The following is a 23,113-nucleotide window of genomic DNA, read 5'->3' on the forward strand; positions in this document are numbered from 1 at the left end:
ATGGACGTTCGAGATCGAACTTCGAGGCTGGAGCTGGCGGCCGATGAACCTCGATCGAGATCGAGGCTGCGCGGATCGACCTCTGCCGTCGGAAATGCCCGTGGTTATACGGAGCGACACGCATCGATTCATGCCGGTAAGGTTGAGCAGTTAGCTTAATTCTCGTTGCTTGTTGCGAAGTCTCTCCCATCGCTTATCCATTTAGCACCGGGCTTCCCCCAAAGGTCCGGCCCCACCCAAGCAAGGCCGTCGAGCGCACATGGTCCGCTTGGCGGCTTTGTCTTTATTGCAGTGAGAGGAATATTTCGGTTATGGCGCGCAAGCCCTGGTCGTTCAAGGAAGACCGCCGGCTCATGGAGTTGGCAAAGTCGTCGGCTTCGCTGGAAGAGGCGGCGAGACAGCTCGGGCGATCGCCCGACGCAATCAAGCGCATGGCCCTGCGGCTCGGCCTGTCACTGAAATCGAAGGCGACGAAGAAGGGCTGAGGGCGCCGAGGACGATCCTGCCCGGGCCGGCGCAACAGCACGGTTGCCTCGATGCAGGTTTCGGGTCTACGAACGCCGTCGCTGCGCAGCCTTCGACAAGCCCAAAAGCCATGACGCCATCTTGAACAGCGGTTCAAGCACGCGAACCTTTCTTCCGATCCTTAACGATATTCACGGCTTTCGGAAGCATTGCCCCGGCCGGGCGACTATGATGCTGCGATGCGCCAGAATCATCTCATTGCAGCTGCAGTCATCTGCCTTGTGCTGATCGTCTACGCCACGCTCGTCAAGCTCGCTGGCAGACCGGCGCTCATCGGACACGCTGAAGCCTATTGGGTCGTGGTGATCGAACGGTTCAGCGCCTACGGGCTGCTGGGCTTTCTGCTAGCCTTCCTGTTGCCGGGCCGCATCAGGCTGGCCTGTGCTTTCGTGATTACCGTCGCGGTCGCGCTCGAGGTCTTCCAGGCGCTGACGCCCGACCGCGATCCCCGCTTTATCGATGTGCTGCAAAAGGCCGCCGGCGGCGCCGTCGGTGTTATTCTCGCCCAGACAATTCTGGCTTTCCTGCCGAGGCCGCCGCCGTCGTAGCAGGAAGCACCTGCGCGACCCAGGTGCTGCCGGTCACGGGAACCGTACGCGGCGAACGCACGCGCTCGATCCAGGAGCCGAGCCAATCACGCACCGGCTGGTCGACGAATTTCGTCGCGACATAAGCCGCGCCGAGGCAGGTGATCACCTCCAGCACGATCGAAAAGGCGAGCGCCGTCTTGCCGAGGGCGAGCTTGTCCTGAAAATAGAAGAAGACGCGCGTGATCGGGTAGTGCACCGCGTACAGCGGATAGGAAAGCTCGCCGACGAAGCTGCAGGCCTGCCTCCAATCCGGCGGCACGGCCGTCGCGGCGCTCCTCCATATCAAAAGCGGGAATACGACAAGAACGCATGCGATATCATAGATCGGGTGCAGGGGCAGGGGTACGAACAGCACAGCGATCAAGACCGCGACCGAGATGATGGCCGTCCTCCCGCTGACGGTCGGCGCCGTTCCGATCCGCGACATGAGGACGCCGGCGAAGAACGAGAAGCCGACACGGAGGAAGCCAGCCGAGATTTCTCCGGTTCTCGCGCCAAGTTCCAGATCGCCCTGTTGCAGCGATATCACCACCAGACCGCCGCCGCAGAGAATCACAAGGATTGAGAGTACCGGTATGCGCAGCCAACGGAACGCGAAGCCGTATGCGGCATTCGCCACCACTTCATAGAAGAGCGACCAGAGCGGCCCATCGAATGGAAAGATGGAAGCCGTCAGGGGCATTCGGCCAAAGGGCAAAAGGAGCAGACCGAACGCCAGCACCAGGGCCATGTTGCTCAGGTCCAGCGCATGCCCCCTCAGGAGGCTACCCGTCGCAACAAATGCGCCGACAAGGGTGCCCAGGACGATCATCGGCCAAAGGCGGACGAAACGCAGCAACAGGAATTCAAGCCTGTACGACGGATCTTCCAGCCGCGCGCCGTAGGCACGATCGATGACGAAGCCGCTCAGAAGGAAGAAGAAGTCAACGGCAACATAGGCGTGACTCGCCATGCCGGCGATCTCAAGCGATCCGGCAATATGGTAGAGCACAACGGCGAAAGATGCGATGGCGCGATAGAGATCTAGAATCGGATAGTGCCGGCTTCCCCGAGGTATCATCGCTCACACGCGCTATTCGGAAACACGTAAAAAACTGTTCGCAATATAGTGGAAATTGAACGTCAGCCAAGACTAAACCTTGGCCATGGAATAGCGCGCTCTGGATAACGATGCGGCAGGTCGAGCAAAGACGAGACCGGCACGGGCTTTCGAGCGACTCGCATCAATGCGCTTGCTCTTCGCACGACGCCTCGCCGGACTGGCGGCGACGAGTGCCTTCAGCTTCGATTGCTGATTCTTCGCGGAATGGGAATGCATCGACCGTTTGCGGCGGCCTCGTTTCATCGATGACCAGAATATGTGCAGGACGATCGCCTGCCCTTTCCGCAAAGCGCGGAACCCGCGCCCACGCCTAGCATTGTCTGCGAAAGGAATGCGGAAGCAGAGTCATGACAAGCTCTTTCCTGATCGCGATCTCGGTCTGGTTCGGAATCAACATCCTGTTCGTGACCGTGCGGCTATGGGTCACGAGACCCGAGAGGTGGCAGCTACGCGATGCCGCCGCGAGCCGGCTCGGTGTCATCCATGTGAAATCCCGACTGCATCGCCCCGTCTAAGGCCGCGCCGATGCGCGAGCGTGGGAACCGGCCCCCCCGGCCGGCTGTAAACCCTGGTCCACGCAACCGGAGCATTCTGGTCTAAACCTTATCTTAGCGCCTCCCTGGTTAGGCTTCGGGTCATCCTTTCTTAACCGGTAAGGCCGGGATGACGTCGGCACGGCCGAAATTTACGATGGCGGCGCTCGTGTTTGCGAGCATGGCCGCATTCGCCCTTGCCGGTCACATCGCCACGACGCGCTTCATCCAGGACCAGCAGGCGCACCATCTCGACGAATTGACCGAGGTCGTGCTGCGCCGGTCCGAATTCGCGGTCGACTTCGCCGCCGCGAGCCTCGACGAACTCGCGGGCCGCGGACTCGCCACCTGCGATCCGGCCTCGCTCCAGGCCATCCGCCTCCACGTGTATCAGCGCTCCGCCGTGAAGGACGTCCGGCTCGTCAATTCGGACGGCTCGGTGATCTGCTCGGCCTATTCCGAGACGCTCGAGTTCGACAAGGGCTGGGTCGAGCGCGGCGACATGCTCGCCTCGCGCGATTCCAGACTGATGCTGTTCCGTGTCGAGCAGTTCGGGGGTGACGCGCTCGGCGTGCTCAGGGACATCGGCAAGAACAAGGCGCTGGTCGCCATCCTCGGCGTCAATGCCAGCCTGTTCGACATCATGCCGGCCGAGCTGCGGGCACATAGCGAGGTGGTGCTGGCGCTCAACAACGGCGCACAGCTCGGCGAATTCATCCTCGACGCCGGCAAGCCCCTGCCCCATCCAGTCGAATTCACCAAGAGCTCGACGCGGTATCCGCTGCGCACGGTCATCCGCATCGACAGGACGGCGCTCTCAACCTGGAACAACGAGGCCTACTGGCCCGCGATGGCCGTCGCCCTTGCGCTGGGCCTGCTGTTCGGCGTCCTGCTGTCGCGCAGCCGCCGCATGGAGGGACCCGTCGCCGATCTCGATCGCGGCCTGGCGCGCGGCGAGTTCATGCCGTTTTTCCAACCGATCTTCGATCTCGGAACCGGCCGGATCAAGGGCTGCGAGATTCTCGCACGCTGGCTGCGCGAGGACGGCTCGATCGTTCCGCCGATGAACTTCATTCCGCTGGCGGAGTCCAGCGGACGCATCGAGGCCATGACCTGGCAGATTCTCGGCCGCGCGCTGGCCGACCTCCATCCGCATCTCAGGTCCGACAAGGAATTCAAGCTGTCGTTCAACGTCGTGCCAAAGCACCTCCTGAGCGCCGGCTTTGTCGAGACCCTGCGCAGCGTCGTCACCGCGGCAAAAGTCTCGGCGCGGCAGGTCATGGTCGAGGTGACCGAGCGCGACGAGCTCGACGATCTCGGGCGCGCCGCGGCCGTGGTGCGTGAGCTGCGCGACTACGGTTTCCGCGTCGCCATCGACGACGTCGGCGTCGGCCACAGCGGGTTGTCACGGCTGAAGGAGCTGGGCGCCAACACCATCAAGATCGACAAGTTCTTCGTCGACACCGTCACGGTGGACGCCTCGACCACGACGATCGTGGAGATGCTGGTGGCGCTCGCCAGGGATTTCCAGATGACGGTGGTCGCCGAAGGCATCGAGACCGAGGAGCAGGTTCGTGCCCTGATCTCGTGCGGTGTCGAGGAAGGCCAGGGTTATCTCGTCGCAGCGCCCCTGCCCTTCGCCAGGTTCAACGCGCTACTGGCCTCCCGTGCCGCGACCGTAGCCACAGCTCCGGTCGACGACGCTGTTCTGGTGGCCTGAGCGCGTCGCCGGCCCGACTTCGGCCAGCCTGCCGCGGGTCGGATCGCCGGCCTACTTCGTCATCTGGCCGCGCAGCTCCCCGCCGGGATTGGCTCCCGTATGGATGTTCGCGTACCATTTGCCTTCCAGAAGATCCGTCGCCTGCGTCTCGGTGAGAGTCGCCGTACCCTGGATCGGGCTTTGCGCCGACTTGAACGGAAGTGCGATGCCGGCATTCTTGCCGGGCTCGCTCGGCCCATGGAAATGCGCGCCCAGCGCAGGACCGCTCAGGCCGGAATAGGTGACAGTGTAAGTCAGAACCTTCGTCGCGGTGTCGAACGCCGCCTCCGCCTTGCCGGAACCGGCGCTGGCGTTGGGCGGCACCTCATTGCTGCCCTTGAGCTCCGCCTGCAATTTGATCACTTCGGCGGTGGCGGCTGTCGCAAGGCCAAGCGGGAGCGCAAAGACAATCGCGCCCGCAAGGTACAGGGCTTTCTTCATGGCATTCCTCCCAGCCGTGACGTCCCGGATCCGGTGTAGAACACCGGGGATCACGCCAAATTCCGGCTGGGCGATTATGCCTGATTCGAAAAGATGCCGCTGTTGGCCAAACGGCGGACTTACGCCACCCCGCGCCTGAGGCTCTCCTGTTCAGCCGCGAGAATGCCCGACATCTGCCGATGGGTCTCGCGAAGCGCCGCGACCGCATCATCCAGCGCGGAATCGGTGCCTCGGATGGTCTCGAAGAACCGGTCCATCAATGCGGGGGTCAGCTTGACGCGGGTGTTCCCGTCGCGGCTCTTGCGGCGGTCGAGCGACAGCTGCAGCGCCTGCTGCCGTGCTTCCGCAGCGGTGCAGCCGTTGAGTGTCGCGAGTTCGTCATATGTCATCCAGATCTGAGGCATGTCCCTGTCCGCCTTTTGTTATGGCCTCAACCTAGAGGCCAGCTCTGAAAGCAGGGTTGCTGCAGTGCAGTCTCACGATGTTTTCGCGGCAACAGCGTCAATGCAACGCTAAGGCGCCGGCGCCTCAGGACAGGGGAGTCTTGGTCGGCGTGAAGGAAGGGCGCGGCCGGCTACGGCTGTCGAGGCCCTTCGGCAATTTGTCGGCATTGAGCCTCACGACCGCGCCGCGGGCGTCGGAGGCCGGCGCATCTTCCTGGCTGTAGATCAGCGTCGCCTCGAACTTCACGTCGGGTGCTTCCCGGGCCGTTCCCGAGCAGGTCGCCACCAGGCCGTTGCACACGCCGGAGAGAGCGACCTCGACCTCGTCCGGCCCGAACACGTTCGCCGGGCCATCGGAGTGGCGGTTCACGGTCAAGACCGCCGAGAAGTGCTTCTCATCGACACGATACGAGCCGCCATAGGTGAAGAAGCTGTCGCTGCCCGAAATCCGGCCGTCGGTGAGGTCCACCTGGCCGGTGCCCTGACCACGTGGGGTCCTGAACCAGGCAGCATATTTGCCGTCTCTCAACATCCGGAATTTCTCGCCGCGAAATTGACGAGGTATTTGCAACCAACTCTGGGGCGCGACAATGACCAAAGCGCCGACGCTCACGGCAAGGTTAACGCCCTGAAAACCCAATCTGTCGAATTGCCGCCAGCGCGCGAGGCCCCGCCGGCGCGGCGTCAAAACAGTTCAATGCCGTCATCCGCGGCCTCGACGACCTCGACGCGCCGCGTGGTGGCGATCGATGCGAGCCCGAGTGTCTGCAGGAATTCGCGATGGACGTCCCGCTCACGCTCCATCGTGTAACGCGCAAACAGCGCGTCGAGCATGGCCTCGTCCTGCGCTTGCGGCTGCGGCCGCTGCGCGCCCGCGCTCGCCGTTTCGAGGCGCGCGGCAACCGCGGGCAAGGTTGCGGAGCCTTCGCCGAGCCTGGTCATCAGGCCTTCGGCCGAATTCATCAGGCCTTCGAATTCGGCGCCTTCGTCGACGAGCCGGCTCATCAGCTTGCCGAGCCGTTCGTTGCCGGCCTCGACCTCGCGCAGCGCCTGGAGGATCTGCGGCTCGAGCTCCGCGAGCTGCGTGGGATCGCCCTGCACGCGCAGCTCCTTCAGCTCCTTTGCCGAGCGCTCGATGCCGTCGAGCACCGGCCGCAGCCGGCCGGCGCCCGCCGAGACCTGGTCGGCGGTCGCCTTGAGCTCGTTGGCGATCACAACGAAGGCGCTGCCGCGGCTGCCGAGATGGCTCGCCTTGAGGCCGGCATTCATGCCGATCAGCGTGATGTCGACGGTGGCCTCGGCAAGCCCCGCGATCGCCTGGCGAAACTTCGTCAACGTATCCTCGACGATCGCGAGCGCCTCGTCCACGGCGCGGCCCGCGCCCTCGCAGGTCGAGATCAATGTCGAGGCATGCGCCAGCGTCTGCTTGATGCGCGCCAGGAACGACGACGAGCCGCCCTCCTCACCGCCGAACAGCGTGCGGCCATGGCCGACGACACTGCCTGCGTCATTCAGGATCGCCGTCAGTGCCCGGACGATCTGGCCGATGTCGCCGCCGAACTCGCGCTGGGCGTCCCTGAGCAGGGCCGCCTGCAACTGACAAATGGCGCGCGCGCCGTCATCGCTGGCGACCGGTTCGGGCACAAGGCTCGGGGCCGATCGCGACGCAAGGGCGAGGCCATGACAGACATGCTCGAGACGCTGGCGCGTGCTGTCACCGGCCTGAAGCGAGATGATCGCGCTGCCGACCGCCTCGGCGATCTTTTTGGTGCTGGCGCCAGCGAGGTCGGCGAGATGGCTGCTCTTGCTGCGCTGCTCGCGCAGCCCGCTATAGGCCGCGCCGAGCTCCGCGCTCTCCGAGACCAGCTGATTGCGGTAACGGCTCTCGAATTCCTTCTGCCGGCTGGAGGCCGTGGCGACGGCGTCCGACAGCCGCTGCTGGTCTCTCCCGCACTCCTCGAGCGAGCGCTGCACGGCCTTGCCGAGATCGTACGCTTCCTGGGTGAAGGCGAGAAAGCCCTCGCGATCGCCGTCGAGCGAGGCCGCCTCGATCCGCGCACTGCGCGCGATGATGGTGATCATCTGGATATGCTTGAACAGCGGCTTGAGCAGCGAGGAAGCCTCGGCCGTGCTCGTGCCGATCGTCGCAAGCAAGGCGCTCTCGGCCGGCAGCGCCTGCGCGAGCTCACCGAGCCGCGCGGCGATCTCCTGCAACGCGGTCGCGGCGCCCTCGATCTCGGCGCCCGAGAGTTCCCCCGAGAGGGTCGCGAGGCCCTGGTTCAATTCCCCAAAGATGATGTGGCCGCGGCCAAGCTCTTGACCGACCCGCGCGAAAACGTCCTCGATGCGCGAGGAGACGCCCTCGATCGCGGCGATCGCCTCGGTGAGCGTGTTGGGTGGAAGGGCGGACATCGCGCTCAACCTGCCATCACGGTATGCCCGGCCTGGTACCAGAGCATGATCTCGCGCGGGATGTTGTGCAGCGACACGACCTTCTCGACTCCGCCATGGGCGATGGCTTCCTTGGGCATGCCGAACACCACGCAGCTCTCTTCGTCCTGCGCCCGTGTCGAGGCGCCGAGCTTGCGCATCTCCAGCATGCCGCGCGCGCCGTCATCGCCCATGCCGGTCATGATGACGCCGAGCGCATTGGCGCCGGCATGCTGGGCCGCCGAGCGGAACAGCACGTCGACGGAGGGGCGATGCCGCGACACTGGCGGGCCGTCCTTGATCGCGATCTGATAGCGCAGGCCGATGCGCTGCAGCAGCATGTGACGGGCGCCCGGCGCGATATAGGCACAGCCCGGCAGCACCGGCTCGCCGTCCTCGGCCTCCTTGACCCGGATCTGGCAGACGCTGTCGAGGCGCCTGGCAAACGCCGCGGTAAAGCCCGGCGGCATGTGCTGGACGATGACGATGGGCGGACAATGCGCCGGCAGCATTTCCAGGACGTCGTTCAACGCTTCCGTGCCGCCCGTCGAGGCGCCGATGCAGACGATGCGTTCCGTCGTCGGCCGGACCTTGCCCTGCACCGGCGGCGGGATGATGGCGTCGGCCGTCAGCTTCCTCTCGATCACGCGACGCTCCGCGCGCGGGCGGACCCGCGCACGCGCCGCCGATTTGACCGCCTCTCGCAGTCGCGTGGAACATTCGAACAGGGCCTGGCGCGTGTCGATCTTCGGCTTCGGCACGATGTCGACCGCGCCCGCCTCGAACGCCTCGAACATCACGTGGGAGCCCTCTTCGGTCAGGGAGGAGCAGATGATCACCGGAATGGGACGCTGCGCCATGATCTTGCGCAGGAAGGTCATGCCGTCCATGCGCGGCATTTCGAGATCGAGGATGATGACGTCGGGCAGTTCCTTCTCGAGGCGCTTGGCCGCGACGAAGGGATCGGAGGCCGTCGCCATCACCTCGATATCGGGATCTTCGCAGAGGATCGTCTGAAGGATTTGGCGCACCGACGCCGAATCGTCCACGATCAGCACGCGAACTTTCTCCCTCGGCATTGTGGTTGCGCTCCGGCTAGACCTGGAAAATGGTTGGCTGAACTTGCTTCAAGCCCGGCACTGCACTGTGAATCATCGATTCCGAATGTCCGACCAGCAGATAGCCGCCCGGCCGCAAATGGCTGCACAATTGCTCGATCACCTTGCGCTGCGTCTCCCGCTCGAAATAGATCAGGACGTTGCGGCAGAAGATGATGTCGACGTCGCGATCGACGGGATAGGACGCATCCATGAGGTTCATCCGCATGAAATGCGTCATGCGCCGCAGCTCCGGCACCACCCGCACCTCGCCGCGCGACTTGTCTCGCGACGACAGGAAATATCGCTTCACGAAGTTCTCGGGCACCGGTGACAGCACGTCGCGGGTGTAGATCGCGGTCTTGGCGAGGCGCAGCACCGCGGTCGAGATGTCGGTCCCGAGGATGCGGTATTGAAACCGCGAGCCATTCCGCGTCATGTCGTCCAGCACCATCGCGGTGGTATAGGCTTCCATGCCGGTGGAGCTCGCCGAGCTCCAGACCTTCAGGTTCGCGCTCCGGCGGCCATGCGATTTGAGCAAGGCGGGAACGGCGACCTCCCGCATGAAGGTGAAGTGCTGGGGTTCGCGGAAGAAGTCGGTCTTGTTGGTCGTCACCACATCGATCAGATGGGTGAGCTCGGTGTCGAAATGGTCGGCCTCGAACAGGTTGTCGACATATTCGTTGAGGTCGGAGAAATTCAACGCGCGCACACGCTTGTGCAGCCGCCCCTCCAGCATCAGCCGCTTGCCCTGCGGCAACTTGATGCCGACCTGCCCCTCGATCAATTCGGCGATGGTCCGGAAGTGGCGGTCCGACAGATGCACGGCCGTATCCTGCATGGCCGGCATCATGGCTGCACGCCCCGGTCCATGGCCGGCTGCACTGAATGTCGGGCCGTACGGGCCATCTGCAATCCTACACGTTTACGCAATGACTGAAGGCAGACCGGCCCCCAATGGGGGCCGATCCCTTAAGAGGCTCAGCGCTGGAAGTCGGCGTCGCGGTCGTCCTCGCCGTCGTTCATGTCGAAGGCGAAGCCGCCGCCACCGGCAGCCTTCAGGGCGCGTGCGGGCTTTGCCACCGGCTTCTTGGCCGGACGCTCGACCGCCGCCATGGTCGCCGCCTTCGCGCGCAACTGGGTCACCGCGCGGTCGATCGGCGCGGCCTGGCTCTTGCCCTGCTCGATACGGAAATAGGCGATGGTCGACTGCAGCTGCTCGGCCTGCGAGGCGAGCTCTTCCGAGGTCGAGGACACCTGCTCGGAGGCGCTGGCGTTCTGCTGGCCGACCTTGTCGAGCTGCTGGATTGCCTGGTTGATCTGCGCCGAGCCGACGTCCTGTTCGCGGCAGGCCGCCGTGATCTCCTCGACGAGCTCGGCGGTCCGCTTGATGTCGGGGACGAGCTTGGAGAGCATGCTCCCCGCCTCCTGCGCCACCTTGACGGTGTCGGCCGAGAGCGTGCCGATTTCGGCCGCCGCCGCCTGGCTGCGCTCGGCGAGCTTGCGCACCTCGGAGGCGACCACCGCAAAGCCCTTGCCGTGCTCGCCGGCGCGCGCGGCCTCGACCGCCGCGTTGAGCGCGAGCAGGTCGGTCTGGCGTGCGATCTCCTGCACGATGGTGATCTTCTCGGCGATGGTCTGCATCGCGTTGACGGCGCGGCCCACAGCGGCGCCGCTGGCCTCGGCGTCCTTGGCCGACTGCGCGGCGATCTTCTCGGTCTGGTTGGCGTTGTCGGCGTTCTGCTTCACGTTCGAGGCCATCTCCTCCATTGAGGAGGACGCTTCCTCGGCAGAGGAGGCCTGCTCGGTCGCGCCCTGCGAGAGCTGCTCGGCGCTGGCGGACAGCTCCTGGCTGCCGGCGGAGACGTTCTGCGCCGCGGTCAGGGCTTCCGACACGATCTGGCGAAGCTTCTCGACCATGCGCTCGAGCGCGAGGCCCAGCGTGTCCTTGTCCGACAACGGTTTGGCCTCGACCGTGAGATCGCCCTGCGCGATCTGATTGGCGAGCGCCGCCGTCGCATTGAGGTTCACCGTCATCGCATTCAGCGACTTGATGAGATCGCCGATCTCGTCGTTGCTGGAGGACTCGATCTTGTGGCTGAGATCGCCGATCGCCACCGCATCGGCAAGACCGACGGCCTGCGCCAGCGCCCGGCTGATGTTGAGCGCGATCCAGGTCGCCGCAATCGCGGCAATCAGGAGCGAGGCGATGACCAGGCTCATCAGGATCAGTTCGGCGCGGGCGCCGTCCTGCTTCGCCTGCTCGGCCTGCTCGGACATGTTCTTCTTGACGTTCTTGATGTAGCCGTCGGCCGCTTCGATCGCGTCCGCGACGACCTTGCGGCCGTCGTGCATGGAGCGGTCCAGCGCCTGCGGCTTGTCGACCTTCGCGAGCCTGACCGTCTCGTCCTGATAGGCGTTCAGCTTGGCGAACGCGACATTGAAGCTCTCCATCAGCTTCTTGCCGCTTTCGCTGGCAGCCGCGTAGATTTCGTCCTTGGACTTGGCGACCGCTTCGCGGTTCTTGATCAGGTCGGCCCGGAACTGCTCGTGCTCGGCATCTGACGACGCCAGGATCGAATTCTTCTCCGCGCGGACGAGGAACAGGATGCCCTCCTTCAGCTCGGCGGCCTTTTCCATCCGGCCCGCGCGGCTGACCAGCAGCTCGGTGGTGGCGACCATGTCGGCCAGCTTCAAATAGCCGACCGCGCCGGCGATCATGGACAGCAAAATGACAACGCCGAATGCACTGGCAAGCTTGGCTTTGACGGTGAATCTCATATCAGTCTCGTTTGGTTCGAATTGGGGTGCTACGCTTGATCACGCACTGGCAAACTCAGGCGGCGCGGGATGAATCCGCGGCCGCATTACGTCCCTCCGGGATCTCGTCATTCGCCATCAGCTTGGCGAGGTCGAAGATCACGACGAATTTCTCGCCCTTGCGGCCGATACCGGCGGCATAGTCGGACTGCCATTTGCCGCCGACCTCGGGGATGGGCTCGATCGCCTGCTCGTCGATGTCGGTGACCTCGAACACGCAATCGGCGACGAAGCCGACGCCGACCAGGCGGTCCTTCATCGGCACGTCGAGGATGATGATGCGGGTCGCCTCGGTCGCCGCGACGCTGGGCAAGCCGAGCTTGGTCCGGAGATCGACGATCGGATAGCCGGCTCCGCGCACGTCGATCATGCCGAGCAGGAAGTTCGGTGCATGCGGCAGCCGCGAGATCGGCCGCATGTCGAGGATTTCGCGGACGTTGCGGATGCTGATGCCGAACGTCTCGCCGGCGAGCCCGAGCGTCAGATATTGCGAGGTTGCGGCCATGATGCAGTCCAGAGGTCCCGGGGTTAGGAAACGAGGACGGTCCGGCGCGAGCCGGACCGTTTGATCAGCGTTGAAACTCGGCGTCGCGGTCGTCTTCGCCGTCATGCATGTCGAAGGCGAAACCGCCGCCGCCGGCGACCTTCATCGCGCGTGCCGGCTTGCGGACAGGCATGGGCTTTTTCGCGCCGCGATCCGCCGCCGCCATGTGCGCCGCCTTGGCGCGCAGCTGGGTGACGGCACGATCGATCGGCGCGGGGGCAGCGCGCTCTTGCCGGCCGGCATGTTCGATGCGGAAGAACGAGATGGTCGACTGCAGCTGCTCGGCCTGCGAGGCGAGCTCCTCCGAGGTCGAGGACACCTGTTCGGAGGCGCTGGCGTTCTGCTGGCCGACCTTGTCGAGCTGCTGGATCGCCTGGTTGATCTGCGCCGAGCCGACGTCCTGCTCGCGGCAGGCCGCGGTGATCTCCTGGACCAGCTCGGCCGTCTTCTTGATGTCGGGGACCAGCTTGGAGAGCATGTCGCCGGCTTCCTGCGCGACCTTCACGGTCTCGGTCGACAGCGTGCCGATGTCGGCTGCCGCCGCCTGGCTGCGCTCGGCGAGCTTGCGCACCTCGGAGGCGACCACGGCAAAGCCCTTGCCGTGCTCGCCGGCGCGCGCGGCCTCGACCGCCGCGTTGAGCGCCAGCAGGTCGGTCTGGCGCGCGATCTCCTGCACGATGGTGATCTTCTCGGCGATGGTCTGCATGGCCTGGACGGCCCGGCCCACGGCGACGCCGCTCGCTTCGGCATCCTGGGCCGATCGCGCTGCGATCTTCTCGGTCTGGTTGGCGTTGTCGGCGTTCTGCTTCACGTTCGAGGCCATCTCCTCCATCGAGGAGGAGGCTTCCTCGGCGGACGAGGCCTGCTCGGTCGCGCCCTGCGACAGCTGCTCGGCACTCGCGGACAGCTCCTGGCTGCCGGCGGAGACGTTGCTCGCCGCGGTGAGCGCCTCCTCGACGACCTGCCGAAGCTTGTCCACCATCATGTTCAGCGATTTGACGAGATCGCCGATCTCGTCATTGCTGGAGACGTCGATCGTCTGGCTGAGATCGCCGCTTGCCACCGCACCGGCGAGACCGACCGCGCGGCCGAGACCACGGGCGATGCTGACGGAGATCCAGATCGCGGCGATCAGGCCGATCGCGAGCGATGCCACGACGGCCGACACCAGCAACATGTGGGAGCGATTGCCGTCCTCGTGCGCCTGGGTGGCCTGGTCGGCCATGTTCTTCTTGACGTTGGCGACGTATGCGCCGGCGGCTTCCATGGCCTCGCCGACGGCCTTGCGAACCTCGGTCATCGAGCGCTCGGCGGCTTTCGCCTTGTCGGTCCGGGCGATCTTCAGCGCTTCATCCTGAACCGCATTCATGCGCGCGTAGGCGGCGCCGAAGTTCTCGATCAGCTTCTTGCCTTCGGACGATGCCGCCGCGTGGATCTCTTCCTTCAGCTTGAGAAGCGTTTCACGCTGCTTGGCGATCTCGGCGAGGAAACGATCCGCGTCACCCTCGGGAGCCATGATGAGATTCTTCTCGGCGCGAACCTGGATCAGGATGCCCTTCTCGATTTCCGCCGCACGGTCCATCCGGCCCGCACGCGACACCAGGCTGTCGGCGGTGTCGATCATCTCGCTCAGCTTCACATAAGCGAGACCGCCCGCCGCCATCGAGAGCAGCAGGACCACGCCGAACGCGCTGGCAAGTTTTGCCTTGACCGTAAATCTCATTTCCAGCCCCTACCCCAGTCTCGCCCGAGACCTCATTTCAATTCAGGATGCGTTCCATGTTGGGAACGATGACGAATTCCTCACGCCATTTGGCGATGAAGCGAATGAACTCCGGCTTCCAGTGCATGCCGACGCGCGGCGTCTGCTGTACGTCGGTCTGCGATATCTCCGTGACCTCGTAGACCTTGTCCGCGGTGACGCCGACCAGAACGGGCTCGCCGTCGAGCTGGAGCTCGATGACGACGATGCGCGTGTCTTCCGAGTCGTCGAGCTGCGGCATGCCGAAGCGGATGCGCAAATCCGCGAGCGGAATGACGTTGCCGCGCACGTTGATCACGCTGGGAACAAAGGCCCGCGCGCCCGCCACCTTGGTGACGGGGACGGGGTCGATGATCTCGCGCACGAGGCCCGCATCGAGCGCGAACTTCTCTTCGCCGAGCCCGATCATCACGACCTGCATCGCGCCGGTCTGTTGCTCGCCGGCCAAACCTTCGTTCATCACGCCGCCTCGCTGATATGCTGCTTCTCGACCTTCGACTGCGCCAGCGTGACGAGCTGGGCGACGTCGAGGATCAGCGCCGCCGTGCCGTCACCGAGAATGGTTGCGCCGGAGAAGATCGTGACGTCGGAATGCAGCTTGGAGAGCGACTTGATCACGGTCTGGTGGTTGCCGATGATCTGGTCGGCGACGAGGCCGACGCGGGTCTCGCCGGTCGAGATGATGATCGTCTTCTGGTGCCGATCGGGCGATCCCGACGCGGTCAGGAGCTGGCGCAGGCGCAGGAACGGGACGAGGTTGCCGCGCACGTTGAGGAAGTTGCGGCCGCGCGAGCGCTCGTCTTCGGCCGTCAGCTCGACGCATTCCTCCACCGCCGAGAGCGGGATGATGTAGCGGCCTTCGCCGACGCGGATCAGCAGGCCTTCGATGATCGCAAGGGTCAGCGGCAGGCGCAGCGTCACCGTGGTGCCCTGGCCCGGCCTGGTCGTCAGGTCGATCGAGCCGCGCATGTTCTCGATGGTGCGCTTGACCACGTCCATGCCGACGCCGCGGCCCGACAGCGCCGAGATGGTCTGCGCGGTCGAGAAGCCCGGGTGGAACAGGAACTGGTGGATCTCGTGATCGCTGAGGACGGCGCCGGCGGCAATCAGCCCCTGCTCTTCCGCCTTGGCGCGGATGCGCGCGGTGTTGAGGCCGCCGCCATTGTCCTTCACGGTGACGAGCACCTGGGCGCCCGAATGAACGGCAGCGAGCTCGATCCGGCCCTGCTCGGTCTTGCCGTTGGCAGCACGGGTTGCGGTATCTTCGATGCCGTGGTCGATGGCGTTGCGGATCAGGTGCACCAGCGGATCCGCCAGGCACTCGATCATGGTCTTGTCGAGCTCGGTGTCCTCGCCCGAGGTGACGAATTCGACCGGCTTCGACAGGTCGCGCGACAGATCATGCACCAGGCGACGGAAGCGGCCGAACAGCGAGCCGATCGGCACCATGCGGGCGCCCATCGTGGTGTCGCGCAGGGAGGACGCGAGGCGCTCGATCTCTTCGGCAATGATCTTGATCGAGAGATCGGAGCCCGAGGCGGCGAGCTGGCTCAGCCGCGCCTGGGCAATGACGAGCTCGCCGACCCGGTCCATCAGTTCGTCGAGGCGCTCGGCCTGCACGCGAACGGTGGCGATGCCGCGCTCATCGCGCTTGGCCTCGGGCTTGGCTTCGTGCTTGGGCTCCGGCTTCGACTCGGATTTCGGCTCTGCCTTCGCGACGGGCTGCGCGGCGACCGGCGCGGCAACAGCCTCCAGCACCGGTGCAGGAGTCTCGGTCTCCGGCGCCGGCTCCTCGTCGAGGAGCTGGAACAGCGGCATCGGCGCGGGCGCTTCGACCTGCTCCAGCGGCGAGAGCGTCAGCTTCATCTCGTCCGAGACGAACATGAAGACGTCGTCGATCGCGTCCTTGCCGCAGGCCGCGTGCAGCTTGACGTCCCACTTCAGATAGCAGTCTTCCGGCTCCATCTCGTCGAGGAACGGGATGCCGTCGGTGACGGGCACGACGAAGCAGGGGCCGAGCTTGCAGAGATCCTCCAGCAGGTCGAGCGGGTTCGAGCCGTTGCGCAGGATGTGGGATTCGAATTCGAGATAGAGATGCCAGCCGGCCTGCTTGCTCTCGGCCGGCGGCGGCGGCGGCGCCTCCGCGATCGCGTCGAGGGGAGCCGCGGGCTGGTCCGACGACACGAAGCGCCTGAGATCGTCGAGAATGGCCTCGCCGATGATGTCGTCGGTCGATTGCGGATCCTCGATCAGCGCGCGGATATAATCCTTGGCGGCGAGCGCGACCGAGATCAGCTCCTGGGTCGGCTTGATCTCGCCCTTGCGGACGCGGTCGAAGGCAGTCTCGAATTCGTGGGTGAAGGAGGCGACCTTGTCGAAGCCGAACATCGCGCCCGAGCCCTTGATCGTATGCAGGGCACGGAACGCGGAATCGACCAGCTCGCGGTCGTCGGGACGCTGGCCGAGGTCGAGCAGGGCCCCTTCCAGGACCTCGAACAGCTCGCTGGCTTCCTGGCGAAAGACCTCGGTCGGGTCCATCGCGTTCATGCGCGCACCAGCTTGCCGACGACGGCGAGCAACTGCTCGGGCTTGAACGGTTTGGTGATCCAGCCGGTGGCGCCGGCGCTCTTTGCTTCCTGCTTCACCGTGTCGTTGGATTCGGTGGTGAGGAACACGATGGGCATGCCGACAGCGCTCGGCAGCTTGCGCAGGGCCCGGATCAGCTCCAGCCCGTTCATGACGGGCATATTGAGGTCGGTGATGACGAGATCGAGCTTGCCGGCCTGCGCCTTGGCGAGCCCTTGCGCGCCGTCGCCGGCCTCGATCACGTTGTGACCGGCCGGCTCGAGCACGACCTTGATCATCTGCCGGATGCTGGGGGAATCGTCGACCGTGAGAATCGTGGCCATTAGGTGCCATCTTTCTTTTGCGGGAAATGCTGATCGATCATCGCATCGCTGGCGAAGCCGGCGCGGCGAAGGGTGTTGCGCAGAGATTGGGAAAATGAAGTGAGCACCACCGGGCGGCCCTGGGCCTCGCCCGTCTTGGCGGTCGACAGCAGAAGCTGGATCGATGTGACGTCGGCCTTGTCGACGCTGGAGCAATCGATCTCGAGCCGGTCCTGCCGGCCGAAAGCTTCGCGGATCAGGTCATAGACACTGCGGATCGCAGCGATGCTGCAATCTGCAGGCAGCCGTAGGGACCACTTCGGCTCAGTGACATCAGACGACATTCGTCCCCCAGAAATTCCGGGGACTCGCTGCACGCATGGCGCGAATCCCACGCGATGACTATTCGGTATGGAGAGTGTGCAAACCCCTAATGGGGTCCCCCGTACAACTACGGGTCACATATCGAAGAACTTCGCGTATGCATGCAGACGTGCATGGCGCGCTCAAATCTCATGCGTTGCGCGCAGTGATGAAGCAGCTTGTCGCCGGTGAAACGTTTGCTTCGCGTTAAATCGCAAAGGCTAGTTGTTGAGGTCATGCCTCGCCATCCGAACGAGTCCGGCCGCCGATGCTGACCCAAGCGCTTCTGGTTGATGACAGCCGTTCCGTCCTCAACTTCCTGAAACGTCATATCGAGGCCGAAGGCCTGGTCGAAGCCACCACCTTTCTCGATCCCGTCGAGGCGCTGGCCTGTGCGCGCGAGCGCGTCTTCGATCTCGTGCTGGTCGACTACGAGATGCCGCACATGGACGGCATCAGCTTCATCCGCACGCTCAGAACCCTTCCCGGCTGCGCCGACATTCCGATCGCGATGATCACGTCGCGGCAGACGGACGACGTGAAGATGGAAGCGCTGCAGGCTGGTGCAACCGATTTCCTGCCCAAGGCGCCGCAGAGCGTCGAGATGACGGTGCGCCTGCGGAATTTGATTCAGCTTGGTGCAGCCGTGCGCAAGCTCAACGACCGCGCCGCGCATCTTGCGAGCGAGGTCGCAGCCGCGACACGAAAGCTCGGCGAGCGCGAGGAGGAGATCATCCTGCGGCTCGCGCTCGCGGTCGAGTACCGCGACAACGACACCGGCGAGCATACGCTCCGGGTCGCCCGCTACAGCCGCATCATCGCCGAGCAGCTCGGCCTGCCGGCCCGGCTCTGCCGCGACATCTATCTCGCCGCTCCCCTGCACGACGTCGGCAAGGTCGCCATTCCCGACAACATCCTGCTCAAGCCCGGCAAGCTGACCGATGACGAGATGGCGGTGATCCGCACCCATGCCACGATCGGCGAGCGCATCCTGGCGGACTCCAGCTGCGAGCTGATCCGGCTCGGCGCGCAAATTGCCGCAGGCCATCACGAGCGCTGGGACGGGGCGGGCTATCCGAACGGCCTCAGGACGGACGAGATCCCGGTGGCCGCACGCGTGGTCGCGGTCGCCGACGTCTTCGACGCGCTGACGACGCGGCGGCCCTACAAGGAGCCGATGCCGCTGGAAGTGGCGCGCAATTACCTGGTCGAGAACAAGGGACGGCAGTTTGACCCGGCCTGCGTCGACGCCTTTCTGTCGCGCTGGGACGAGGTCGTGGAGATCGCCTCCGGGCAGCAGGCGACGCCGTTCCTGAAGACGGAGCCTCCGCTCACTCCTTATATAGAGTGTGCGGCAGAAAGCCGCCCGGCCGAAGACGTCCCCGCCTGACATTAGCCATCCCGCCAACAGCTTGGCACAGCTCTGTTTTCTCCGGTCGCCGGGTTGAACCTGTTCCTGCTAGAGTGGCACCAAGAATAAAGAGTGATTCTGGTCACACTTACCTGGGCGCCCTGCTGCTAAGCATCGAACCAGGACAGGGACCGGCCAAACATCGGTCGAATTGGATGAGAATTCCCATGAAAAGCCTGATCGGCGCCGCTGTCGGCGCGCTCTGTGTTGCGACCCCCGCTTTGGCGGAGACCCCGGCTGCGATCGTCGAGGATGTGCAAGGCAAGGTCGACGGCATCGCCTTCATGGACTATGTGGCGCCGGGCAAGATCATCAAGCTCGGGCCCAAGGCGAGCATCACGCTCAGCTACCTGAAATCCTGCCAGCGCGAGACCATCAGCGAAGGCGTCGTGCTGGTCGGCGCCGAGCAGAGCACCGTGCAGCTCGGCGAGGTCAAGCGCGAGAAAGTGCCCTGCGATACCAACGCGGCAAAGCTGTCGGAGCGCGAGGCCAACCAGAGCGCTGCGACCACCTTCCGCACGATGCGATCGGACGCCAAGGGCGCACCGGCCAAGCTGCCGACGCTGTACGGCAGCGCCCCGCTGGTGCAAGCCAAGAGCGGCAGCACGCTGGTGATCGAGCGCACCGACGGCAAGGAGCCCGCGATCACCGTGCCGCTGAAGACCGAAACCATGATCGGCGGCAAGTTCTATGACTTCGCCAAGGCTGGAAAGTCGCTGACCCCGGGCGGCAGCTACCTCGCCATCCTCGGCGCCAAGCGCTACGCCTTCCAGATCGATGCCGGCGCCACGTCGTCGCCGACGCCGATCGTCGGCCGCCTGCTGCGGCTCGAATAGGCTATCTAGCGACGGGGCGATGCGGCGGATCGGCGGGCGGGACATCGTTGCGGCTATCCTGATCGCGCTCCTTGCGGGCGCGGTCTTCACGTCGCCGCCGTTCCAGAGCCTGCAGGGCCTCTCCCTCGACATTCTCACCGCGTTGCGCGGCAAGCTCGTCAGCGATCGCCGTGATCCCGCGACATCGCCGGTCGTCGTCGTGGCGATCGACGGCGAGACCTACGACACCCCGCCGTTCAAGGGATCGCCGACCCAGACCTGGACGCGCGAGATCGGCCGGGTGCTCGGCAGCCTCGCCGAGGGCGGCGCCAAGGTAATCGGCTTCGACGTCATCTTTCCAAGCTCGATCGAGCAGTCCGAGATCCCCTTTGGCGAAGCACCGCTCGGCACGCGCATGAGAGGCTTTGACCGGGACTACCTCATCGCGCTCCGGCAACTCTCCGACGGCGGCAAGCTCGTGCTCGGCGAGATCCTGAGCAACGATCATCCGGACAGGCCCTATCGCGCGCAGCAGCTGGCGGTGAAGAACAACATCCGCGCCCTCAACGTCCATACCGATGCCGACGACGTGATCCGCCGGATGCCGCTGAGCTTCTCCATTGACGGCAAGCCCGTTCCCGCGATGGCGGTCGAGCTCGCCGCGCGGGCACTCGGCACCAAACCCGAGATCGGGCCGTCCGGTACGACCGAGTTGGCCGGCTATGCCGTTCCGAGCGCGGTGCCCAACACCCTCACGCTGAACTTCCGCGGCCTCGGCCGCGACGTCCCGGCCTATTCATTCGCCGACCTGCGCGCCTGCACCGAGAAGGGCGACCGCGATTTCTTCCGCCGCGCTTTCGACGGCAAGGTCGTCTTGCTCGGCACCATCCTCAATTTCGAGGATCGCAAGCTTACCTCGATGCGGCTGTCCGGCGGACATGACGGCTCGCCGGCACCACGATGCGCCCTGCCCGCCCCGGCCGGCGCGGCGCAGAAGGCGCGGAGCGACATCGCGGGCGTGTTCGTGCACGCGGCCGTGGTGAGAAACCTGATCGAGCACGACGCCGTGACCGAGCTCGGCTTTCCCTTGCGGAGCATTCTCACGATTGCGCTCGCCGCGATCATCGCCTGCGCGGCCTGCATGCTCGCGCCTACCGGCGCGCTGATCGCATGGATCGGCCTCACCGCCGTTTACACGGCAATTGCCGTCGGCGCGTTCGTGCATGCGCTGGCGCTGCCGCTGACCGAGCCCGCGCTCGCAAGTCTCGCGGCCCTCGCGATGATGATCGGCTACCGCTTCGTGCTGGCCGACCGCGACGAGCGTTTCCTGCGCAAGAGCTTTGCCTATTATCTCGCGCCCGAGGTGATCGAGACGATGGTCACCTCCGGCAAGATGCCGGCGCTCGGCGGCGAGATGCGCAACGTCACCATGTTCTTCTCCGACCTCAGCGGCTTCTCCTCGATCGCGGAGACGATGACGCCGGGCGAGCTGGTCACGCTGATGAACGAATATCTCTCCGCCATGACCGACATCATCGAAAGCCATGGCGGCTATGTCGATAAATATATCGGCGATTCCATCGTCGCCATGTTCGGCGCGCCCGCCGACGACCCCCTGCATGCAGGCAACGCTGTCCGCGCCGCGCTGAAATGCCACGAGAAGCTGGCGGAGCTCAATGCCAGCCATCCCGCCTTCGCCGGTCGCGGCCTCTCGCACCGCATCGGCCTCAATAGCGGCGCAGCCGTGGTCGGCAATATCGGCTCGCGTCGCCGTTTCAACTACACCGTGATGAGCGACACCGTGAACGTCGCCTCGCGGCTCGAAGGCGCCAACAAATATTACGGCACCGCGATCATGGCGTCGGAAGCGACGGTCGCGCAGACCGGCGACGTCTTCGCCTGGCGCGAGCTCGATGCGATCAGGGTGATGGGCCGCGGCGAGGCAATCAAGGTGTTCGAGCCGCTGGCGGAGAGAGGCGCGGAGAGCGCGGAGCAGGCCAAGGTCGCCGCGGCGTATGCGGAAGGGCTGGCCTGCTGGCGCGCGAAGGACTTTGCGAAGGCGGCTGATGCGTTCGGGCGAATGGCGGAGAGCGATCCGGCATCGGCGCTGTTTGCGAAGCGCGCCAAGGCCCTCAGCGCAAATGCGCCACCGCCGGACTGGACGCCGGTCAATACGCTGGAAGGGAAGTAGCGAGCCAAGCGCTGTCTTCCCCCTCTCCCCTTGTTGGAGTTGGTGGCTCGCCGCGAAGCGGCGAGACGGGTGAGGGGTTCTCTCCGCGAGCCCATCCCGCAGTTGGGTTCGCGGAGAAAGCCCTCATCGGGCGCTTCGCGCCACCTTCTCCCGCAAGGGGAGAAGGGACAACCCCAATCCTAGAACGGCAAGCCCACATAATTCTCCGCGAGCAACCGCTGCGCCGTCTCCGAGGACAGCAGATAGTCCAGCTCGGTCTGCTGTAGCCGATCCTCATAGTCGAGCCGGTCGGGGAAACGATGCAGCATCATCGTCATCCACCAGGAGAAGCGTTGCGCCTTCCAGATCCGCGCCAGCGCCTTGGCCGAATAACCCGCGAGGCCGGAATCATCGCCGCGCTGATAATGCGCGAGCATGGCGTGGTAGAGATAGTAGATGTCGGAGGCCGCACTGTTGAGCCCGCGCGCGCCGGTCGGCGGCACGATGTGGGCGGCGTCCCCGGCGAGGAACAGGCGGCCATAGCTCATGGGTTCGGCGACGAAGCTGCGCAGCGGCGCGATGCTCTTCTCGATCGACGGACCCGTGATCAGGCGGCCGGCGACTTCCTCCGGCAGGCGGCGCTTCAGCTCGGCCCAGAACGCATCATCGCTCCAGTCCTCCACCTTGTCGGTCAGCGGCACCTGGATGTAGTAGCGGCTGAGCACCTGCGAGCGCAGGGAGCACAGCGCAAAGCCCCGCTCGTGCTTCGCATAGATCAGCTCGGGCGACACCGGCTTGGTGCGCGACAGCACCCCGAGCCAGCCGAACGGATAGACCTTCTCGTATTCGCGCAACACGTCCTTCGGGATCGATCTGCGGCTGACGCCGTGGAAGCCGTCAGCACCGACGATGTAGTCGCAATCGACGCGAATGATCTCGTCGTTCGAGCGATAGGTGACGTAGGGCCGGTCCGAGGTCAGATCATGCGGCGTCACGTCCTCGGCATTATGCACGACCTTGCCGCCAAGGCGGTCGCGCGCCTCGTAGAGGTCACGCGTCAGCTCGGTTTGGCCGTAGACCAGCACCGAATTGCCGCCGGAGTGCTTGTAGAGGTCGATCTGGGACAGCACGCCGTCATGGGCGATCTCGAATCCCCGGTGGATCTCGCCCTCGCGGTCCATCCGCTCGCCACATTGCGCCTCGCGCATCAGCTTTGCAAAGCCGTGCTCGAGCACACCGGCGCGGATCCGGGCGAGCACGTGGTCGCGGCTGTATTTCTCCAGCACGATCGTGTCGATCCCCTTCAGATGAAGGAGCTGGGACAACAGCAGCCCGGACGGCCCACCGCCGATGATGCAGACCTGAACTTTCATTTTTGCGTCCTCCCGCCGGCACTTTTTTGCAGATTTTGTCCTGCACA

At 65.0% G+C, this 23,113-nt stretch carries 22 protein-coding genes; 7 read left to right on the forward strand and 15 right to left on the reverse strand.

Annotated features, from left to right (window positions below; translation table 11 throughout):
- Window positions 1-311: 311 nt before the first annotated feature.
- Complete coding sequence (locus JQ617_RS28470) at window positions 312-485, forward strand: hypothetical protein (RefSeq protein ID WP_167358304.1); 174 nt, start codon at window positions 312-314, stop codon at window positions 483-485.
- Window positions 486-704: 219 nt separating this feature from the next.
- Window positions 705-1,073, forward strand: a complete 369-nt coding sequence (locus JQ617_RS28475) for a VanZ family protein (protein ID WP_063692274.1) — start codon at window positions 705-707, stop codon at window positions 1,071-1,073.
- On the opposite strand, the gene JQ617_RS28480 is transcribed toward JQ617_RS28475, so the two are convergent.
- Window positions 1,021-2,175 (reverse strand): acyltransferase family protein, encoded by a 1,155-nt coding sequence (locus JQ617_RS28480; RefSeq protein ID WP_212029210.1) that lies wholly within the window; start codon window positions 2,173-2,175, stop codon window positions 1,021-1,023. The two genes, JQ617_RS28475 and JQ617_RS28480, sit on opposite strands and share 53 nt — an antisense overlap.
- A gap of 389 nt (window positions 2,176-2,564) precedes the next feature.
- Between JQ617_RS28480 and JQ617_RS28485 the strand changes: the two genes are divergently transcribed.
- Together JQ617_RS28485 and JQ617_RS28490 are read left to right on the forward strand one after the other, a co-directional pair.
- Window positions 2,565-2,732 carry a hypothetical protein gene (locus JQ617_RS28485; protein WP_212029211.1) on the forward strand — a complete coding sequence of 56 codons (168 nt, stop codon included), beginning with the start codon at window positions 2,565-2,567 and terminating at the stop codon, window positions 2,730-2,732.
- Between the two features lie 148 nt (window positions 2,733-2,880).
- On the forward strand, window positions 2,881-4,470 hold the full coding sequence (locus tag JQ617_RS28490; protein ID WP_212029212.1) for an EAL domain-containing protein: 1,590 nt from the start codon (window positions 2,881-2,883) through the stop codon (window positions 4,468-4,470).
- Between the two features lie 51 nt (window positions 4,471-4,521).
- Here the strand turns inward: JQ617_RS28490 and JQ617_RS28495 are convergent, their stop codons facing one another.
- From JQ617_RS28495 to JQ617_RS28555, 13 genes are all read right to left on the reverse strand, one after another.
- Window positions 4,522-4,950 (reverse strand): CHRD domain-containing protein, encoded by a 429-nt coding sequence (locus tag JQ617_RS28495; RefSeq protein WP_212029213.1) that lies wholly within the window; start codon window positions 4,948-4,950, stop codon window positions 4,522-4,524.
- Between the two features lie 119 nt (window positions 4,951-5,069).
- Window positions 5,070-5,354 carry a hypothetical protein gene (locus JQ617_RS28500; protein WP_212029214.1) on the reverse strand — a complete coding sequence of 95 codons (285 nt, stop codon included), beginning with the start codon at window positions 5,352-5,354 and terminating at the stop codon, window positions 5,070-5,072.
- A 124-nt stretch (window positions 5,355-5,478) separates the two neighbouring features.
- Window positions 5,479-5,925 (reverse strand): hypothetical protein, encoded by a 447-nt coding sequence (locus JQ617_RS28505; RefSeq protein ID WP_063692282.1) that lies wholly within the window; start codon window positions 5,923-5,925, stop codon window positions 5,479-5,481.
- A gap of 152 nt (window positions 5,926-6,077) precedes the next feature.
- Window positions 6,078-7,805 carry a chemotaxis protein gene (locus JQ617_RS28510; protein WP_212029215.1) on the reverse strand — a complete coding sequence of 576 codons (1,728 nt, stop codon included), beginning with the start codon at window positions 7,803-7,805 and terminating at the stop codon, window positions 6,078-6,080.
- Between the two features lie 5 nt (window positions 7,806-7,810).
- Window positions 7,811-8,902 carry a protein-glutamate methylesterase/protein-glutamine glutaminase gene (locus JQ617_RS28515; protein WP_212029216.1) on the reverse strand — a complete coding sequence of 364 codons (1,092 nt, stop codon included), beginning with the start codon at window positions 8,900-8,902 and terminating at the stop codon, window positions 7,811-7,813.
- Between the two features lie 16 nt (window positions 8,903-8,918).
- Entirely contained in the window at window positions 8,919-9,773 is an 855-nt protein-coding gene (locus tag JQ617_RS28520) for a CheR family methyltransferase (protein ID WP_212029217.1), read from the reverse strand.
- 128 nt (window positions 9,774-9,901) lie between these two features.
- Entirely contained in the window at window positions 9,902-11,701 is a 1,800-nt protein-coding gene (locus JQ617_RS28525; RefSeq protein WP_212029218.1) for a methyl-accepting chemotaxis protein, read from the reverse strand.
- Between the two features lie 55 nt (window positions 11,702-11,756).
- Window positions 11,757-12,245, reverse strand: a complete 489-nt coding sequence (locus JQ617_RS28530; protein WP_212029219.1) for a chemotaxis protein CheW — start codon at window positions 12,243-12,245, stop codon at window positions 11,757-11,759.
- A gap of 64 nt (window positions 12,246-12,309) precedes the next feature.
- Window positions 12,310-14,007: a methyl-accepting chemotaxis protein gene (locus tag JQ617_RS28535; RefSeq protein ID WP_212029220.1), complete on the reverse strand. Its 1,698-nt coding sequence runs from the start codon at window positions 14,005-14,007 to the stop codon at window positions 12,310-12,312.
- A 37-nt stretch (window positions 14,008-14,044) separates the two neighbouring features.
- Complete coding sequence (locus JQ617_RS28540; protein WP_212029221.1) at window positions 14,045-14,506, reverse strand: chemotaxis protein CheW; 462 nt, start codon at window positions 14,504-14,506, stop codon at window positions 14,045-14,047.
- Window positions 14,506-16,593 (reverse strand): chemotaxis protein CheA, encoded by a 2,088-nt coding sequence (locus JQ617_RS28545; protein ID WP_212029222.1) that lies wholly within the window; start codon window positions 16,591-16,593, stop codon window positions 14,506-14,508. The genes JQ617_RS28540 and JQ617_RS28545 overlap by 1 nt, the downstream gene beginning before the upstream one ends.
- A complete protein-coding gene (locus JQ617_RS28550) occupies window positions 16,590-16,955 on the reverse strand; it encodes a response regulator (RefSeq protein ID WP_008142319.1) in 366 nt (121 codons plus the stop codon). Before JQ617_RS28550 ends, JQ617_RS28545 begins: the two co-directional genes overlap by 4 nt.
- Entirely contained in the window at window positions 16,955-17,278 is a 324-nt protein-coding gene (locus JQ617_RS28555) for an STAS domain-containing protein (protein WP_063692297.1), read from the reverse strand. The genes JQ617_RS28550 and JQ617_RS28555 overlap by 1 nt, the downstream gene beginning before the upstream one ends.
- A gap of 287 nt (window positions 17,279-17,565) precedes the next feature.
- Here JQ617_RS28555 and JQ617_RS28560 point away from each other — a divergent pair, with 287 nt between their 5' ends.
- From JQ617_RS28560 to JQ617_RS28570, 3 genes are all read left to right on the forward strand, one after another.
- Complete coding sequence (locus tag JQ617_RS28560) at window positions 17,566-18,687, forward strand: HD domain-containing phosphohydrolase (protein ID WP_212029223.1); 1,122 nt, start codon at window positions 17,566-17,568, stop codon at window positions 18,685-18,687.
- A 188-nt stretch (window positions 18,688-18,875) separates the two neighbouring features.
- Window positions 18,876-19,544 (forward strand): hypothetical protein, encoded by a 669-nt coding sequence (locus JQ617_RS28565; protein ID WP_212029224.1) that lies wholly within the window; start codon window positions 18,876-18,878, stop codon window positions 19,542-19,544.
- Window positions 19,545-19,563: 19 nt separating this feature from the next.
- The gene (locus JQ617_RS28570; protein WP_212029225.1) at window positions 19,564-21,714 is read left to right on the forward strand and encodes an adenylate/guanylate cyclase domain-containing protein; all 2,151 of its coding nucleotides are present in this window, start codon (window positions 19,564-19,566) and stop codon (window positions 21,712-21,714) included.
- Window positions 21,715-21,893: 179 nt separating this feature from the next.
- Here JQ617_RS28570 and pobA read toward each other — a convergent pair whose 3' ends face one another.
- The gene (pobA, locus tag JQ617_RS28575; protein WP_212029226.1) at window positions 21,894-23,066 is read right to left on the reverse strand and encodes a 4-hydroxybenzoate 3-monooxygenase; all 1,173 of its coding nucleotides are present in this window, start codon (window positions 23,064-23,066) and stop codon (window positions 21,894-21,896) included.
- Window positions 23,067-23,113: the final 47 nt, after the last annotated feature.

This window comes from Bradyrhizobium sp. KB893862 SZCCT0404 (assembly GCF_018130885.1).
Classification (GTDB): Bacteria; Pseudomonadota; Alphaproteobacteria; order Rhizobiales; family Xanthobacteraceae; genus Bradyrhizobium; species Bradyrhizobium stylosanthis.